Raw genomic sequence first — 14,612 nt, 5'->3', positions numbered from 1 at the left:
TACTTTCTAGAATGCAGGGGGAATCGGCAATGTTTCGCATCAAAGCAGTGTTATCACCAAGTTTTGCAGCAGCGGCTGTGCTTGTCGCCATCATCGTCGCCATCATCAGTTCCAGCATCATCTTTTTTGAAGCGCCTCCGCATGTTCCGATTCTATTATCAATCTTGTTGTTGATCTGCTACGGCCTGGTTAAAAAGATATCATACAAGGAATTGGAACGTGGTTTAGTGGAAGGTGCGGGAGCAGGGATGAGCGCGGTATTCCTGTTTTTCTTCATAGGCATCCTCATCAGCAGCTGGATGCTGAGCGGCACCATTCCGACTTTGATCTTTGCCGGATTTAATCTGGTTACACCACTCTTTTTCTTTGCCATCGTCTTTATCGTCACGTCAATCATCGGCCTGTCCATCGGCAGTTCACTGACGACTGTTGCCACGGTGGGAGTCGCGGTTATCGGAATTGCCGGCGCACTTGATCTGTCGCTTGCTGTCACAGCAGGAGCCATTGTTTCCGGAGCATTTTTCGGTGATAAGATGTCACCTCTGTCGGATACGACCAATCTGGCATCGTCGATTGTCGGTGTGGATTTGTTTGAACACATCCGGAACATGAGCTGGACGACGATTCCAGCTTTCGTGCTGACATTGATATTCTTCGGGCTCATGTCACCGTCCATCACACTCGACAATACAGCAGAAATTGCGGTGTTCAAAGAAGGCCTGCTGCAGACAGGTTTGATTCATTGGTATTCAATCATTCCGCTCCTCGTCCTGATCACTTTAACAATCATGAAAGTGCCGGCGCTGATGACACTTGCTGCGAGCTCGATAGCCGCTATCGCCGTATCGATGCTTCATATCAGTCTTACAGTTCCTCAAACGCTCGGTGTTCTTTTTGGCGGCTATGTCTCGGCAACCGGCATCGAAGAAATCGACGCACTCCTGTCAAGAGGCGGTATGGAAAGCATGTTCTTCACCATCGGCCTGGTGCTGCTGGCACTCAGCATGGGAGGTTTATTATTCACTTTAGGAATCGTTCAATGTCTGCTAATGAAAATTGAAAGCCTGCTGAAGAAAGTATCTTCAGTTATCGCGGCCTCGGCGTTGACGGCAATCGGCATCAACATCCTGATCGGGGAACAATATCTGTCGATCCTTCTGACGGGACAGGCATTTCAAGGGCCATACGAAAAGGCGGGGCTGGCGGGCAAGAATTTGAGCCGGGTCATGGAAGATGCCGGAACAGTTGTAAATCCACTTGTTCCGTGGAGTGTCTGCGGGATTTTCATCACATCCGTGCTTGGCGTCCCGACGCTTGAATATTTGCCATTTGCGTTCTTTTGTCTCTTGTCGCCTGTATTGACGGTATTATTCGGAATCAGCGGAAAGACATTGACGTACAATAAAAAGCTTAAGGCTGCATAAAAAATGAAGACGCCTTTTGGGGTGGCTGTTTTGCTCGGGTTCGTTTACCATTGAAAGCAGAAGGTAAACAGCACGGATCCACCATTCGAATATGAAAGGGGTTTTCATATGGAATCGGCGATTGAAATTTTAAGCATCGTCTGGCCGATTGTGCTTGTAGGAGCGATATCGCTTTTTGTCATTCTCAGATTGAAAGGCAAACAGAAGCGGGGGACGCTCGGCAAGAAAGAAACAAAAGCTGCCCAGGATTTACTGGACAGTCTGATTCCTCTCGTGATGGTCTTTGGCAGTGCGCTGGGGCTGGTATTAAGCCTGATCTTTCCGTTTGCCATGTCGACGGGCATTACGTTTGGTGCAGGATTTGGATTGCTTGGCGGCTATTTCGCTTATGAACATTCAAGTAGGCAAGAAGAACGGAACGTTCAGTAGAAAATAAAAGCAGCAAAACAGTCAGCTTAATTTCTGACCGTTTTGCTGCTTTTATTATTTACAGTCAGCGACCTTGCTAGGTCGGCAGCACATAGTTATGACGCTTACACAAAAACTATACAAACTGAGTTTCCAAGTTTAAAATTGAGGGAATAAGAAGGAGTATTGCCACGTTCTGAAGAAAACTCTCTTACTGAGATGTCCCTGCAAACTTCAGCCGGCTGGATAGAATAAAATAAGGTAGGGAAGAGAGGCGGTACATATATGAATAATGCTGGAAAATCCGTAATCGTGATTGGGGGAGGCCTTGGCGGTCTGTCAGCGGCTATTTCACTAGCTCAGAAAGGTTACGCGGTCTCTTTATATGAGAAGAATGATCATATTGGCGGGAAAGTGAACCGTCTGGAGCAAGATGGGTTCGGTTTCGATCTTGGCCCTTCGATTTTGACGATGCCGCATATATTCGATAAATTATTTCGGGGAAGCGGCAAGCGGATGGAAGATTATGTGCAGATGAAACGGCTCAACCGGGAATGGCGCTCGTTCTTTCCCGATGGCACCGTACTGGACTTATACCGCAACCTCCACACAATGGAACGGACAAATCCTGCTCTTTCCAAAAAGGATATTAAAGAATACTATTCACTGCTGAAATATTCACAGCGTATCTACAAGACGACGGAACACAGCTATTTGGCGGAAGGCTTCGAATCGCCGAAAGAAGCGGTGGCTCAAAACGGCATCATCGCGACATTAAGAGGATTCGATTTGACTTCTACGATGTACGAAGGCATCTCCAAGCGCATCAGCAATCCGCATTTGCGTGATATGCTGTCGTATTTCGTCAAATACGTCGGCTCTTCCCCGTACAACGCGCCGGCTGTACTGAATATGATGATTTATATGCAGCATGCGCAGGGCTGCTGGTATGTACCGGGCGGCATGCATAAACTTGCTGATGGCCTGACAAAATTGGCGGAAGAAGAAGGCGTGAAGATCCGAACAGGCATGGGCGTTGTCCGGGCACGCACCGATCACAACAAGAAAATCGCTGGTGTCGAACTCGAAGATGGTTCATTCAAAACAGCTGATTACTATGTATCCAATATGGAAGTGATCCCATTCTACCGGAAAATGGTGGACGCAGATGATAAGTTTGTCGAGAAGCTCGAGAAGAAATATGAACCGGCAAGTTCCGGGCTCGTCCTGCATTTGGGTGTGAAGAAAACATATCCTTTCCTGAATCACCATAATTTCTTCTTCTCTGAAAATCTGAAAGAACAAATGGAAAAAGTGTTCGAAAAACATGAGCTGCCGGACGATCCGACCATTTATCTGGTCAATGTCAATAAGACAGATCCCACACAGGCTCCGGAAGGACACGAAAACATCAAGATCCTGCCGCATATCCCTTATATTCAAGACAAGCCATTCACGCCGGAACAGTACCTGGATTTTGAAAACCGGGTCATCGATAAGCTGGAACGCATGGGCCTTGATGGACTTCGGGAAAATATCGTGACGCGTGATGTATGGACGCCGCATGATATTGAACGCATCTATGGTTCTGACCGTGGGGCGATATACGGCACCGTTTCGGACAAGAAACGCAATGGCGGCTTCAAGCATAAGAAGCAAAGTGAGCTTTACGATAACCTCTACTTTGTCGGCGGCACCGTCAACCCCGGCGGCGGCATGCCGATGGTGACACTCAGCGGCCAGCAGGTGAGCGATAAAATTGTGAAACGTGATCAGACTGGAAAACGGTAAGTCCAGATTTAAGGAGGAGCTTCATCGCTTCTCCTTTTTATAATGCCTTGAACAAAAACTTACACGATTATTAATGTCCCGGTCATAGTTTGTTCATATCCACTTGCTAAAGTGATGTTATCGATAAAAAGAAAGAGGGATGAAGATGAAGCAGGCTATCTATTTTGCAATTGGAATTATCGTTGCCTCAGCCATTTTCCTGATGGTTGGATTCAATAAAGAAGAAGTTGTGGCGACAGTCGATGGCACAGAAATCGAACAGGATGCACTTTATGAGCAAATGGTGAAAACAAGCGGAGCAGAGGCGTTGGATATCATGATTTCCAATGAAATCATCCGCCAGGAAGCCGAAAAAGCGGACATTGAAATCACCCAGGAAGAATTGGATGCGGAACTCGCGGAATACGAAGAGCAATACGACGGTGCTGAAGGGCTTGCTGCTGCACTTGAAGGAAGCGGGTTAACCAAAGAGGATCTGGAAGAGGAAATGAAGAACTTTTTGAGAATCGAGAAATTGATCGGTCCGGAAATCGAAATTACAGATGAAGCGATCGAGACATATTTCAAGGAGAACAAAGAAGCTCTTGGCCAAAGCGCAACCGTGGAAGCCAGCCATATCTTGACTGAAACAAAAGAACAGGCGGAAGAAGTGGCGCAGAAATTGGCGGATGGGGAAGACTTCGCAGAACTGGCTGCTGAATATTCCGTTGATACGGCCAATGCTGAAAACGGCGGGGAACTTGGCAGCTTCGGAAAAGGTGAAATGGCGCCTGAATTCGAAGAAGCGGCATTCGCGATGAAACCGGGTGAAGTCAGCGATCCGGTCCAAACTGATTTCGGATATCACATCATCAAAGTGACGGATAAAACGGAAGCTTCTGAAGCAACGCTCGAAGACAGCAAAGAGCAGATCAAAGAGATCCTGTTCGATGAAGCATTGAATGCAAAATATGCTGCTTGGATTGCCGAGAAACAAGCGGCGTATGATATTGAAAACAAACTAGACCAAGGCTGATTTGTTTGGCTTATGAATAGAAGAAAATGAAAACCGTGATTTGGATGAGTATCCAAATCACGGTTTTTCTATGTGCATCGATTTTATTCGACTGAAAGATATTCGCTGAGGGCGTTCTGCAGCGTTCCCAACGTTTTGGTTTTAGGATCGAATGATAAACCAAGATTGATCATTTTCCGGACGACTTCTGACCGCAAGCCTGTAATGACGGTTCTGCAGCCCATCATCGCACTGCCATCGATGATTTTCATCAGGTGATGGATGACCTCTGGTTCCATGTCGGCAATACCGGACATATCCAGGATCAAAGTTTCGATATGGCTGTCTCCAACCTCGGTCAGCACTTTTTCTTCCAGAATTGATGCACGGAAAGAATCGACCGAACCGATCAGCGGCAAGATTGAAACAGCTGCATTGATCGGAATGATCGGCACCGACAGATTTTCCACAAGCTGGCGATGTGCCAGGAGCAATGAATCTTTATAGGTGGAGTAGTTGATGAAAAAGTGATTCAGGAACGTGTCCACGCGTGTATTCACATCTTGTTCCATGGAGAAGAAGTCGAATCCGGATTTATTGTATGTAGCATCGTTGTACTGCTGGAGGAAGGTCCAAAGGGTGCGGCGGATGGCCTGGATCCATTCCAGCTTAAAGGAAAGTTCGATCGAATGAGTCGCCCAGGCAATGCCTTCCTGCTTTGCGAATAATTTAAGCTCCTCTTCCTGTCCTTCAACTATATAGCCGACAACTTTGTGGGCATTTGAAACGAGATCGATATTGCCGATTCGCAGGATTTCATCAATCCGGTCTTTTACATTAACGGCTTCTTCCAATAATTTTTCATCAAATGCTTCCCGGTATTTTTCAAAGAAAACCTTAATTTCTTCTGATTTTTGCAATGCCTCAGCCATTCCTTTTTTCTCCTTTGATAAGTAATTTTTTATAAATACTTCCATTACCTTTAATTAAGTATAGCATTATTGAAATTCAGATTGTAAACCTGTGTCTAACAAAATGAACAATTCTAACTATACCCAAGCTATTTTCTGGCGAAACCTTAATTCCTCCAAAAATGAGCAGCAGTTCAATTATGGAGCGCTTAGAAGCGGCTGTCTTATTAATGTGCAGGAGTTTAAGGATTCATGTGGAATAAACAATTATCAAATCCATTGCTGAAAGGGAGAAGGCACTTTGAAAACCATGGCTGCCTGTTTATGTATTGTTGGAGGAATCCTTTGGGGAATGAAACCTTTATACGATTTTGTGGTGATCGGCAGGCAAATCAACACAGGATATTTCGCCAGCGATTGGACGGACTACGTCAAGTTTGTGTTTCCGCTTCTTTGTCTTGGGGGCATTTATGTTCTTCATGTTCTATATAGCAGGAAACTGAAGAATCCACTCCTCCTGTTGAGTGCGGCACTCGTGTTTAATGGGTTGTTCCATTTTTTTGAGATTTATTTTCCGGACACCGGCATACCGTTCGGTTTGCTGTTTTTGTTTTCAGGAACGGTATTGTTGGCGGTTGGTTCCTTTATGCTGATGAGGCGGATAAGCTTCCATAAAGAAATTCCCCGCGTGTTGTTGTGGCTGACGCGTACATTATTCGCGGTGACGCTGCTTTTTTGCCTGTCACCATTTTTAACGGGTTTATTTCAGGAACAATTTTATACGATGATGCTGATTTCACTGATGATGGCAGTCGGATTTATATGGGCAGGAATCGGGGGAGCGCTTTTAGCTGCGCTTCAAAGCAAAGCGGGTGCTGCTGATCCGCAAGTTGAAAACAGCCAAAATCGGCAACTTTAAAGATTGCAATAATTCCGCAAAAATCTGTGGGAAAACCATTGCGCCCTAGAATTTTCCAACATATAATAAATCAACCGTATTTACGGGGGACATGGAAGAAAAGAGGGCGTGAGCTCTTCCATAAGGAAGACGGCGTAAACTTTGTGATGGCTATCGGGGAAGAGCCGTTGTTTGAAGAGATTTATGAAGAAATTGATAAATTGGTTGAGGAATTTGTTTAGAAAAGGTTCAGCAGGGCATGTCCTTGCTGAACCTTTTTCTCTTTGTGTTACACTTTAATTAATGAAATATTCAAACTTAATTTCATTGCACTCGAAAGGGAGATATCAAGATGAAATGTAAAGAATCGATATTCCTTCTTCTCATTTCAATATTTTTACTGGCTGGATGCCAAAGCGCTGCTTCAGATGGGCAAGTAGGAGCCACGGCATTTAATGTGGTTAGTGAAGTGACAGAAATTGAAATCCGCACCTGGCATGGTGATGTGCATATCAACACTATTACAGACAAAGCATTTATAGAACAGCTCGTCGACGACCTGGAAAACGCTGAAATTAATTCGACGGCAACTGTGGATTGGGCTGGGCCGGATTTTAAAGTCTTATTCAAAAATGAAAACAGAGTGCTGTATGAATTGGGTTATTGCGACCGGGACCTGAATTTTGGTGATGGCGCTACAGGCAGGTATTGGGAAAACGATCAATTGTATAAAGTGAATACCGACTTGCCTGTAGATTGACTATTGATTCTGCAACACATTATAGAAGGAGTGACTGCGATGTCAGTTGGTAACAGTCCAGAAGCAAGCTCCAGCCACGGCACGCCCAAAAAAGTAACTGAAGAAATGCTGGAGACGCTGCCATCCGCCGTAAAAAATTGGCTCCTGTCGGTTGGTGTGGCCGGTCGAGAGCCGATCCGTAATGTAACGCTAAAACAATCAGGCACAATGAAGTTGAAGCCTGAGCAGAAAGAGTGGACGGCATCCGAATCTGAACAAATCAGTTTCACCGAACCTCCAGGATTTCGTTGGGAAGTAAAGATGAAAATGGGCAGAGGCATGTTTGTCACAGGAAAAGACAGTTTTGAAGATGGCAAGGGTAGCATGCGCATCAAGCTTGCCGGATTTCTGCCGGTTTCGAAAACCCTGGAAAACGACAAGACCAATCAGTCTTCGATGCAGCGTTTTCTGATGGAAATGGGCTGGTATCCGACAGCAGCACTCAACTCTTATATTCATTGGAAGGAAGTGGATGCCTATACAACAACCGCAACGATGGAATACAGGGGTTTGACCGGATCCGCTGTATTCTTTTTCAATGAACAATATGAATTGGTGAAAGTGGAGGCCTGGCGCTATAAAGACAGCGAAGAAGATGCGCGTCCGCTGCTGTGCACCGGCACCATCAAAGCGCATAAAGTGGTGGACGGTTTGAAGGTTCCGGTGGAAATCGATATCAGCTGGCTTCTTGAAGAAGGGCCATTTACCTGGTACCGTTTCCGGGCAAGCGATATCCGGTTTAATTCACATAGCCAGAGATTTTAGACAATCCGATCGAATACAGTTATGCTTAACAAAGTTCGCCGGCCACAGTTGTGGCGGAAAGAACGGAAGGATGATCGAAATGGCATTTCTGGACAAACTGAACGCATTAAAAGACAAGTCGATTGAAAAAGGCAAAGCGCATTGGGAAGAAAACAAAGACGACTATAAAGAAAAAGCGTCGATCTATAAGGATAAAGCGATGGTCATGAAAGATGACGTTGCGAATAAGATAAAAGAGAAAACGAAGAAATAAGCGGGTGCTGCATTATGCAGCGCTTTTTTTATGGAATTAATCCTGCTTATAACTCCTTAGTGTTCTCTTCGCCTTTTACATTAGTCATTATCGCAAGATTATTCAGGATCAGAATATAAAACGGATAGATCATGATGCCGAATATCATGAGGATACCGGTGACTGGGTTGGGGTCATCCCCGCCATAAGTGAATGGGAATGAGACAGTGAATATATATACAAAGAGAATGAAATAAGGGAACCATAGAAGAGCTGTGAAATAATTGGGCTTTCGGAAACCCAGCCAAATTTCAGTAAGCCGGAAGAGAAAAAGGGTACCGACAATCAGGATTGCAAACAGTAGGATGGCGGTCCATATATTCACTGTGCCAATTTCCCAGCCGGTCAACCTTGTAATTCTGTATACGTTCAGCATCAATTCAAGCGGTATGACTGCCATTAGCGCATACAGTATGCTGACAACATTTAACTTTAAGAAATAATTCATTATCCAGTCCTCCAAGCATATATCATAATTTATCGACGAAAATTTTTAGGGATTGTTCCCGTTTCCATGTATTACCATGAGGTGAAACAAAAAAGGCAGCCTTTTATCAGGCAGCCTTTTCTGTTTCATGAAGTTCGAGCAGTCGCGAGCTCTGACCGTTCTTTCCGTCCATGCAATACATAATAAAGAAGGGAAGCAGCAAGCGCTGTGAATCCGAGTATGGCATAAAGGGAACTGAAGCCGGTCAACGGAATGATGAAACCGAGAATATAAGGTCCGAAACCGAGTCCGGCGTCCAAGAAGATAAAGAACGTCGATGTCGCCAGCCCCATCCGGTGAGGCGGGGTCAGTTTGACCGCGATTGCCTGGGTCGTGGATTGCAGATTGCCGAAACCTAAGCCGATTAAAATGGCGGAAAGCAAAAAGATAACGCTGCTGCTGGCGGTGCTTAGAAGCAATAAACCTGCAGCAAGAAATACAAAAGCAGGATACATTACGAAATTTGCGCCTCTTATATCCATTAAGCGGCCGGTAAATGGCCGGGATAATAAAACTGCAATCGCATAGACTACAAAAAAGAAACTGGCCGTTTCCACAAGATCGATTTCAATCGCGTAAAAATTGATGAACGAAAGAATACTGGAAAAGCATAGAGCAGATGTCAATGTGATAAGAGCGATGGGCAAAGCTTTCGGCTCCAGGAAATCAGATAGTTTGAATCCTCTTGCCTGGCCGGTTTTGCCGGAATAATCCACTGGCGGCACTTTTGTAAAAAGGGCGAAAGAAAGACTGACAAGCCCAAATGCAACGCACAGGGTGAAAATCATGTCAAAGCTCGTATGCTGGCTCATATAGAGGCCGATGAACGGTCCGATTGCTGTTGCAAGTGTTGAGCTCATGCTGAAATAGCCGATTCCTTCACCTTTTCGTGTCATGGGTATGATCTGAGCCACAATCGTTCCGGCAGCCGTGCTTGCCATTCCGAGCGTCATACCGTGAAGAAAACGGTTGATCAGTAAAAAGCTAAGATTCAAATTCACGAAATAAAGCAAGGTGGTCAATACAAATAAGATAAGTCCGATGACTAATGTTCTTTTTCGGCCAATGTTTTCAATCAGCCGGCCGATGATGATCCGGCCGGTCATGGTGCCGATAATGGCAATGCCGGTTACGAGTCCGGCTTGGCTGGTTGTTGCCCCATATTCAGCCACGGCGTATACCGCAATTGTTACGATCAATAAGAAAAAGACTAAGGTTAAGAAAAAATTGACGGTGGATATAAGGACGAATTCCTTCGTCCAGAGTTTTGGTTTGTTTTGATTCACATGGTGTCTCCTTGTCTATCAGGATAATTTTAAGAAATTTATGGTTCTTCTTCAGAGAATAACTATATCGGAGCAGCCTGGAGAGCACAAGCTTTCGAATGGAGCAGTTATACAGGTGGAAAATGAAAACAATGTTTAGCATGGGTGCTTGATGTCAATAACAAGGGTACAGATGTTAATTCATTTCCAAAAAGGAGTGGGTACAATGCGGAGTACAGCAGTAGCCTTATCGGAAGTGGTGGATTTTGCGGACGAGTCGAAACGAAAAGGTTTGGAAGGGACCGTCTATCTTCAGCAAAAAGAAACGGGGCAGGACGAGACGACGTTTGGCGATGAAGATGCAAGCGGCGGAAAAGCCATAGAGAAAATCCGTCTCTTGTTGGAGACCACGGATAATTCGATGTACTACGAAGATGAGTTTGAGGACATGGATTTCTATAAAGATGCACTGGTTCAATTGGAGCGGCTGGAAACTTATTTTCCGATTGAACGCTTGTCGGAGAAAGAAATGAAACAAAAGCTGGATGATGAAGAGAAATGAAACAGGCGCACTCCCCGCGAAGGGGATGCGCTTGTTTTTATCGTCGATTTTCGAGTGTTTATCGTCGATTTTTTGGAGTTTATCGTCGATTTTCAGCCGTTTATCGTCGATTCCGTCAAATCAGCCGATAAAATAGCGGCTCAGGAGTTGCTTCACTTAAGATTTCGACTTTTATTTTATTGTGATAGCTCACCTTGATAGATGGTATAATTACAGGATATGTTGAGATTTCAGAACAGGTGATCAAATGGTTCAGGCACAGGCAATTACATACAAAACATCAATCAGAATAACCAAAACCGCTTCAGAAAAAATGAGAGGGTTCGGCATCAGCGAGCGCTCGTTTTTTAATGGAGCGAAGCCTTTCAAGTTGTTCATGGAACGCTATCCGACAGGCGCGGATGGCTCGCTTTCAGTTGCGCTGTTTTTCGGACCGGAGGAAGCGGAGCGGCTGACCGGGAAAGAGACGGAAGGGTCGATCGTGCTGCACTGCGTGTTCCGCAACCATCAATTGCTGGTGACGAATGTGACGCTCCGAAAAGCGTTTCAGGCTGTCGGAACCAACTGGCAGCGCGAGGAGTCGGTGGCATTCATCGATTCACGGGATCCGGTGCCGGTCGCGTTCATCAACCTGATCAACCGAATGACTCCGGCAAAAGAGCGTTCCGATTACGTGAAAAAGCGAATTTCCAGCTGGGAAGGCTATTTGAAAATCCAGGAACAAGGCATGGATATTCCAGACATCAAGTCGGCGTATTCGACGCTTGCGTTCAGCCATGATTTCAGCCGCATTACGTTGACCGGCTGCCGGATGAACGACGCGGAATGGAAGAGCCTGCGCAATTTGAGCGTGCGGCTTACCGGGATCGATGGTGATGTCGGCACGGTGATGAAAGCTTCAAAGAAAGTTATTGAAGTCGAATTAAATACTTACATAATCAAACAGCTGCGTGATAAAGGGCATAGCCTCAGCAAGAAAGAAGTCGTGTTCAGCAACTTCGCGGCGCTAAGCCAGATCCGCCGCTTGCGCCAGGGCTTTACGAATTTGGAAAAAGGGCTGGCGGTGAATCCGCAGCTAGACCGTCTTTTATTCGAAGAGAAACCGAAAGTGGCACCACTGAAACAATTGGAGAAGCTGACTTTCCACAACCGGCTGAACGAGTTTCAGCAACAGGCAGTAACGGGCGCAATGGCGGCGGAAGATTTGTACGCGATTCAAGGGCCGCCGGGAACCGGAAAGACGACCGTCATTTCGGAAATCTGTCTGCAGAATGCGAAAAAAGGATTGCGGACGCTTGTCGCTTCCCAGTCGAATCTGGCAGTCGATAACGCGCTTGGGCGTCTATTGGCCAATAAAGATATCCGCATTCTGCGTGTCGGGCGGACGGAAAGCATCGAAGAAGACGGCAAGAAATTCATCGAGGAAAACGTCGGCCAATATTGGAAGGACAGTACGCTGAAAGAAATAACAGCGCAATACGAAACCCGTTCAAAGCGCCAGGAGGAACTCGCCAAGGAACTGGAGGCGACGGAAAAAACGTATGCAGAACTGCAGCCGGTTTACGATAGTTTGAAGAAAGCAGTTGCGGAGAGAAAAGAAGCGCTGGAACAAAAGAAGGAAATCGAGCTTTTATTGAATAAAGAACGGCATAAGCTCGAGGCTTTCAATCTGCAAAAAGAACAATCCTTGCGGGAACAGCGCGATAGCGAACAAAAACTTGAAGCGTTGGCAGCGGCGATTGCCAATGACGAGGCGGTTGTCGACAGCGGCAAGGATTTGAACTGGTTCCTTGAAGAGCAGGAGAAGATTGAAAAGGTTATCCAACAATTGGAACATGCGCTTAAACTAGAGCAATTGGAAAAGCGAATCACAGATAAGAAACAGGAAATTTCAGTGATAGCGGATAAGCGAAATCAATTGGCCGGTTTGATTGATTCGAAAAAAGATGCACTGGGAGAAATTGAAGACATCAAAAAAGTCGATGGCTTGATGCGGATGATGGCGGCGCAGAAAATCGAGGAAACGACGGCCATTACTTATTCGACCGGCAAACTCGATATGATCCGCGATAAGATGGCGGAGCGAAAAAACTTGGAGAAATCGAATGCCAGCCTGACAGCGGCAATCGCCTATGTGGAAAAATTGCTGGCACCTGCAGGAGTATCACTGGATCAGGTAAAAGAAACCGCATTGGCGCAGGGCGGTTCGTTCAGTTTAGGCGAAATTGAGAAATTTCTTGAAAAGCTGCGCGTCTTTATGAAGAGTTCGCCGAGCATTGACCCTGCCGCTTTAGGAAAAGCATTGGCTGGATTATATAAACGTCAAAACGAATTGTGGCGTAGAGGCGCGGAGCTGAAATCTCCTGAATTTTATATCGAAGATTCCAAGCGGGCGTTTCAGGAATTGAAGCGGGCGATCGCTTCTGAGCTGGTGAAACAGCAACAGCATTTTGGCGCGCTGAATGAAAAATGGCTAATCGAATTGGAAAAATTGCAGCAAGATCTTTCAAGTTTGGAGCGACAAGCAACACCATTGCCAACCGACTTTGATATTCCGGCTGATATAGAAGAAGCCATTCGCCTGCATAAAGCTGAACTTTCCAAGCTTGAAAAAGACAAAGCCGCATTCCAGAAAGTCGGAGAACGGCTCGAAACTCAGCGAAAAGAACAGCTTGCGGAAAAGGATGCACTTGGCGATATCCAAAAAAGACTGGGCGAAATCGAAGCGGTTCTTGAGGAAGTAGAACAGCGGATAGGCAATCAAGAAAAAGAGCTGGCAGCCCTGGCAACCATCATCGCCGCTGATCCCGAAGCGGAATACGAAAAAACAGCGAAACAGCTCGCCAGTCTTTCATTCGACAGGGAATCACTGACGCAGGAGCAGAAGAATCTGCCGCTGATGCAGACGATCCAAAAGAAATGGCTGGAGTTATTGAAAGATGCCAACGACCATGATTTGGACGAAATCCGCAAATTGTATATCAAGCACGCCAACGTGATCGGGACGACCTGTGTAGCTTCGGCGCGCAAAGATTTCATCGATAATTATCCGGTATTTGATGTCGTCATCATCGACGAAGTGTCGAAAGCGACGCCGCCGGAATTGCTGTTGCCGATGCTGAAAGGCAAAAAAATCATCCTTGTCGGCGACCATCATCAATTGCCGCCGCTTCTGGGCAACGATACATTGGAAGAAACGCTGGAGGAAATGATCAAGGAAAACAGCGGCTTTGAGGAAAAACGCGAACTCGAGAAGCTATTGGAAGAGTCGCTGTTTGAACGCTTGTATAAAAACCTGCTGGAGACCAATAAAACGATGCTGGCGATCCAGTACCGGATGCACGAAGACATTATGGAGACGATTGCGCCGTTCTATAAATTCGATAACGACCAATTGCAATGCGGGTTGGAAGATTCCGACCGTGACCGCGATCACTTCTTGGAATCACCAGGTGTAAAACGCGGCAACCACCTCATGTGGATCGATTTGCCCAATGAACCGGTGTATTTTGAAGAACGGATGAGCGGCGGAAAAAGCTTGTACAATCCCGCCGAGCTGCAGGAAATCAGCCGGCTGCTGGTTGAGTTGAATGATGCAGTGGGTGAGGCAAAGGCGGCGGGCAGAATAGCTGCTGATGAACTGAAAACAGTTGGTGTCATTTCCTTTTACGGTGAACAGGTGAAACGGCTGCAACGCATGATCGATCAGGAATTGCGCTTGCCGCATTTAACGATTCGCACAGGCACCGTCGACCGTTTCCAGGGCAGCGAAATGGAAATCATTCTGCTGAGCATGGTGCGCAATAACCAAAATAACCACGGCGATATCGGCTTCGCGAAAGATTACCGCCGCTTGAATGTGGCTTTATCACGGGCGAAGCAATTGCTCGTCATGATCGGCAGTTCGGAAATGTTTACGAAACGGGCGAAAAAAGAAGAAACGAAGCGGATGTATCAGCATGTGCTCGCCACTGTTGAGAAGAAAAACGGCTTGAAAGTTTTGCAGAAGGGATGAG

General features: G+C 46.0%; 13 protein-coding genes. 10 read left to right on the top strand and 3 right to left on the bottom strand.

All coding sequences use genetic code 11. The features are described 5' to 3' along the window. Positions 1–29: 29 nt before the first annotated feature. The 4 genes from nhaC to AC2Q9J_RS13645 all read left to right on the top strand — a co-directional run bounded on the left by nhaC (position 30) and on the right by AC2Q9J_RS13645 (position 4,638). Positions 30–1,424: a Na+/H+ antiporter NhaC gene (gene nhaC, locus AC2Q9J_RS13660; protein WP_499040762.1), complete on the top strand. Its 1,395-nt coding sequence runs from the start codon at positions 30–32 to the stop codon at positions 1,422–1,424. A gap of 108 nt (positions 1,425–1,532) precedes the next feature. Next, a complete protein-coding gene (locus AC2Q9J_RS13655; RefSeq protein WP_499040760.1) occupies positions 1,533–1,853 on the top strand; it encodes a hypothetical protein in 321 nt (106 codons plus the stop codon). A 264-nt stretch (positions 1,854–2,117) separates the two neighbouring features. Then, positions 2,118–3,623 (top strand): phytoene desaturase family protein, encoded by a 1,506-nt coding sequence (locus AC2Q9J_RS13650; RefSeq protein WP_499040758.1) that lies wholly within the window; start codon positions 2,118–2,120, stop codon positions 3,621–3,623. A 145-nt stretch (positions 3,624–3,768) separates the two neighbouring features. Next, positions 3,769–4,638, top strand: coding sequence for a peptidylprolyl isomerase (locus AC2Q9J_RS13645; RefSeq protein WP_499040756.1), 870 nt, complete (start codon positions 3,769–3,771; stop codon positions 4,636–4,638). A gap of 83 nt (positions 4,639–4,721) precedes the next feature. Here AC2Q9J_RS13645 and AC2Q9J_RS13640 read toward each other — a convergent pair whose 3' ends face one another. Next, entirely contained in the window at positions 4,722–5,549 is an 828-nt protein-coding gene (locus tag AC2Q9J_RS13640) for an STAS domain-containing protein (protein ID WP_499040754.1), read from the bottom strand. 280 nt (positions 5,550–5,829) lie between these two features. Here AC2Q9J_RS13640 and AC2Q9J_RS13635 point away from each other — a divergent pair, with 280 nt between their 5' ends. The 4 genes from AC2Q9J_RS13635 (at position 5,830) to AC2Q9J_RS13620 (ending at position 8,243) form a co-directional block, all read left to right on the top strand. Beyond that, a complete protein-coding gene (locus AC2Q9J_RS13635; RefSeq protein WP_499040752.1) occupies positions 5,830–6,447 on the top strand; it encodes a hypothetical protein in 618 nt (205 codons plus the stop codon). A gap of 331 nt (positions 6,448–6,778) precedes the next feature. Next, positions 6,779–7,186, top strand: coding sequence for a hypothetical protein (locus AC2Q9J_RS13630; protein WP_101801828.1), 408 nt, complete (start codon positions 6,779–6,781; stop codon positions 7,184–7,186). 39 nt (positions 7,187–7,225) lie between these two features. Continuing rightward, positions 7,226–7,990, top strand: coding sequence for a DUF6920 family protein (locus AC2Q9J_RS13625; RefSeq protein ID WP_472484141.1), 765 nt, complete (start codon positions 7,226–7,228; stop codon positions 7,988–7,990). Between the two features lie 79 nt (positions 7,991–8,069). Further along, positions 8,070–8,243, top strand: a complete 174-nt coding sequence (locus AC2Q9J_RS13620) for a hypothetical protein (protein ID WP_199172795.1) — start codon at positions 8,070–8,072, stop codon at positions 8,241–8,243. A 46-nt stretch (positions 8,244–8,289) separates the two neighbouring features. Here AC2Q9J_RS13620 and AC2Q9J_RS13615 read toward each other — a convergent pair whose 3' ends face one another. Both AC2Q9J_RS13615 and AC2Q9J_RS13610 read right to left on the bottom strand, forming a co-directional pair. Beyond that, positions 8,290–8,730, bottom strand: coding sequence for a hypothetical protein (locus tag AC2Q9J_RS13615; protein WP_499040749.1), 441 nt, complete (start codon positions 8,728–8,730; stop codon positions 8,290–8,292). 125 nt (positions 8,731–8,855) lie between these two features. Beyond that, on the bottom strand, positions 8,856–10,055 hold the full coding sequence (locus tag AC2Q9J_RS13610; RefSeq protein ID WP_499040747.1) for an MFS transporter: 1,200 nt from the start codon (positions 10,053–10,055) through the stop codon (positions 8,856–8,858). A gap of 205 nt (positions 10,056–10,260) precedes the next feature. Between AC2Q9J_RS13610 and AC2Q9J_RS13605 the strand changes: the two genes are divergently transcribed. Both AC2Q9J_RS13605 and AC2Q9J_RS13600 read left to right on the top strand, forming a co-directional pair. Continuing rightward, on the top strand, positions 10,261–10,596 hold the full coding sequence (locus AC2Q9J_RS13605; protein ID WP_101801824.1) for a hypothetical protein: 336 nt from the start codon (positions 10,261–10,263) through the stop codon (positions 10,594–10,596). 247 nt (positions 10,597–10,843) lie between these two features. Then, positions 10,844–14,611, top strand: a complete 3,768-nt coding sequence (locus AC2Q9J_RS13600) for a DEAD/DEAH box helicase (protein ID WP_499040745.1) — start codon at positions 10,844–10,846, stop codon at positions 14,609–14,611. The last annotated feature ends 1 nt before the right edge of the window (position 14,612 follow it).

This window comes from Planococcus sp. RAB007_Raresut (genome assembly GCF_057369535.1).
Note: the sequence above shows the minus strand (reverse complement) of the source record. Positions and strands in the feature narration are given on the sequence as shown.

What these genes read in the sequence shown, in the direction of transcription:
- nhaC (WP_499040762.1), top strand. Translation starts at nt 30, where the DNA reads ATGTTTCGCATCAAAGCAGTGTTATCACCAAGTTTTGCAGCAGCGGCT.
- AC2Q9J_RS13655 (WP_499040760.1), top strand. Translation starts at nt 1,533, where the DNA reads ATGGAATCGGCGATTGAAATTTTAAGCATCGTCTGGCCGATTGTGCTT.
- AC2Q9J_RS13650 (WP_499040758.1), top strand. Translation starts at nt 2,118, where the DNA reads ATGAATAATGCTGGAAAATCCGTAATCGTGATTGGGGGAGGCCTTGGC.
- AC2Q9J_RS13645 (WP_499040756.1), top strand. Translation starts at nt 3,769, where the DNA reads ATGAAGCAGGCTATCTATTTTGCAATTGGAATTATCGTTGCCTCAGCC.
- AC2Q9J_RS13640 (WP_499040754.1), bottom strand. Translation starts at nt 5,549, where the DNA reads ATGGCTGAGGCATTGCAAAAATCAGAAGAAATTAAGGTTTTCTTTGAA.
- AC2Q9J_RS13630 (WP_101801828.1), top strand. Translation starts at nt 6,779, where the DNA reads ATGAAATGTAAAGAATCGATATTCCTTCTTCTCATTTCAATATTTTTA.
- AC2Q9J_RS13625 (WP_472484141.1), top strand. Translation starts at nt 7,226, where the DNA reads ATGTCAGTTGGTAACAGTCCAGAAGCAAGCTCCAGCCACGGCACGCCC.
- AC2Q9J_RS13620 (WP_199172795.1), top strand. Translation starts at nt 8,070, where the DNA reads ATGGCATTTCTGGACAAACTGAACGCATTAAAAGACAAGTCGATTGAA.
- AC2Q9J_RS13615 (WP_499040749.1), bottom strand. Translation starts at nt 8,730, where the DNA reads ATGAATTATTTCTTAAAGTTAAATGTTGTCAGCATACTGTATGCGCTA.
- AC2Q9J_RS13605 (WP_101801824.1), top strand. Translation starts at nt 10,261, where the DNA reads ATGCGGAGTACAGCAGTAGCCTTATCGGAAGTGGTGGATTTTGCGGAC.
- AC2Q9J_RS13600 (WP_499040745.1), top strand. Translation starts at nt 10,844, where the DNA reads ATGGTTCAGGCACAGGCAATTACATACAAAACATCAATCAGAATAACC.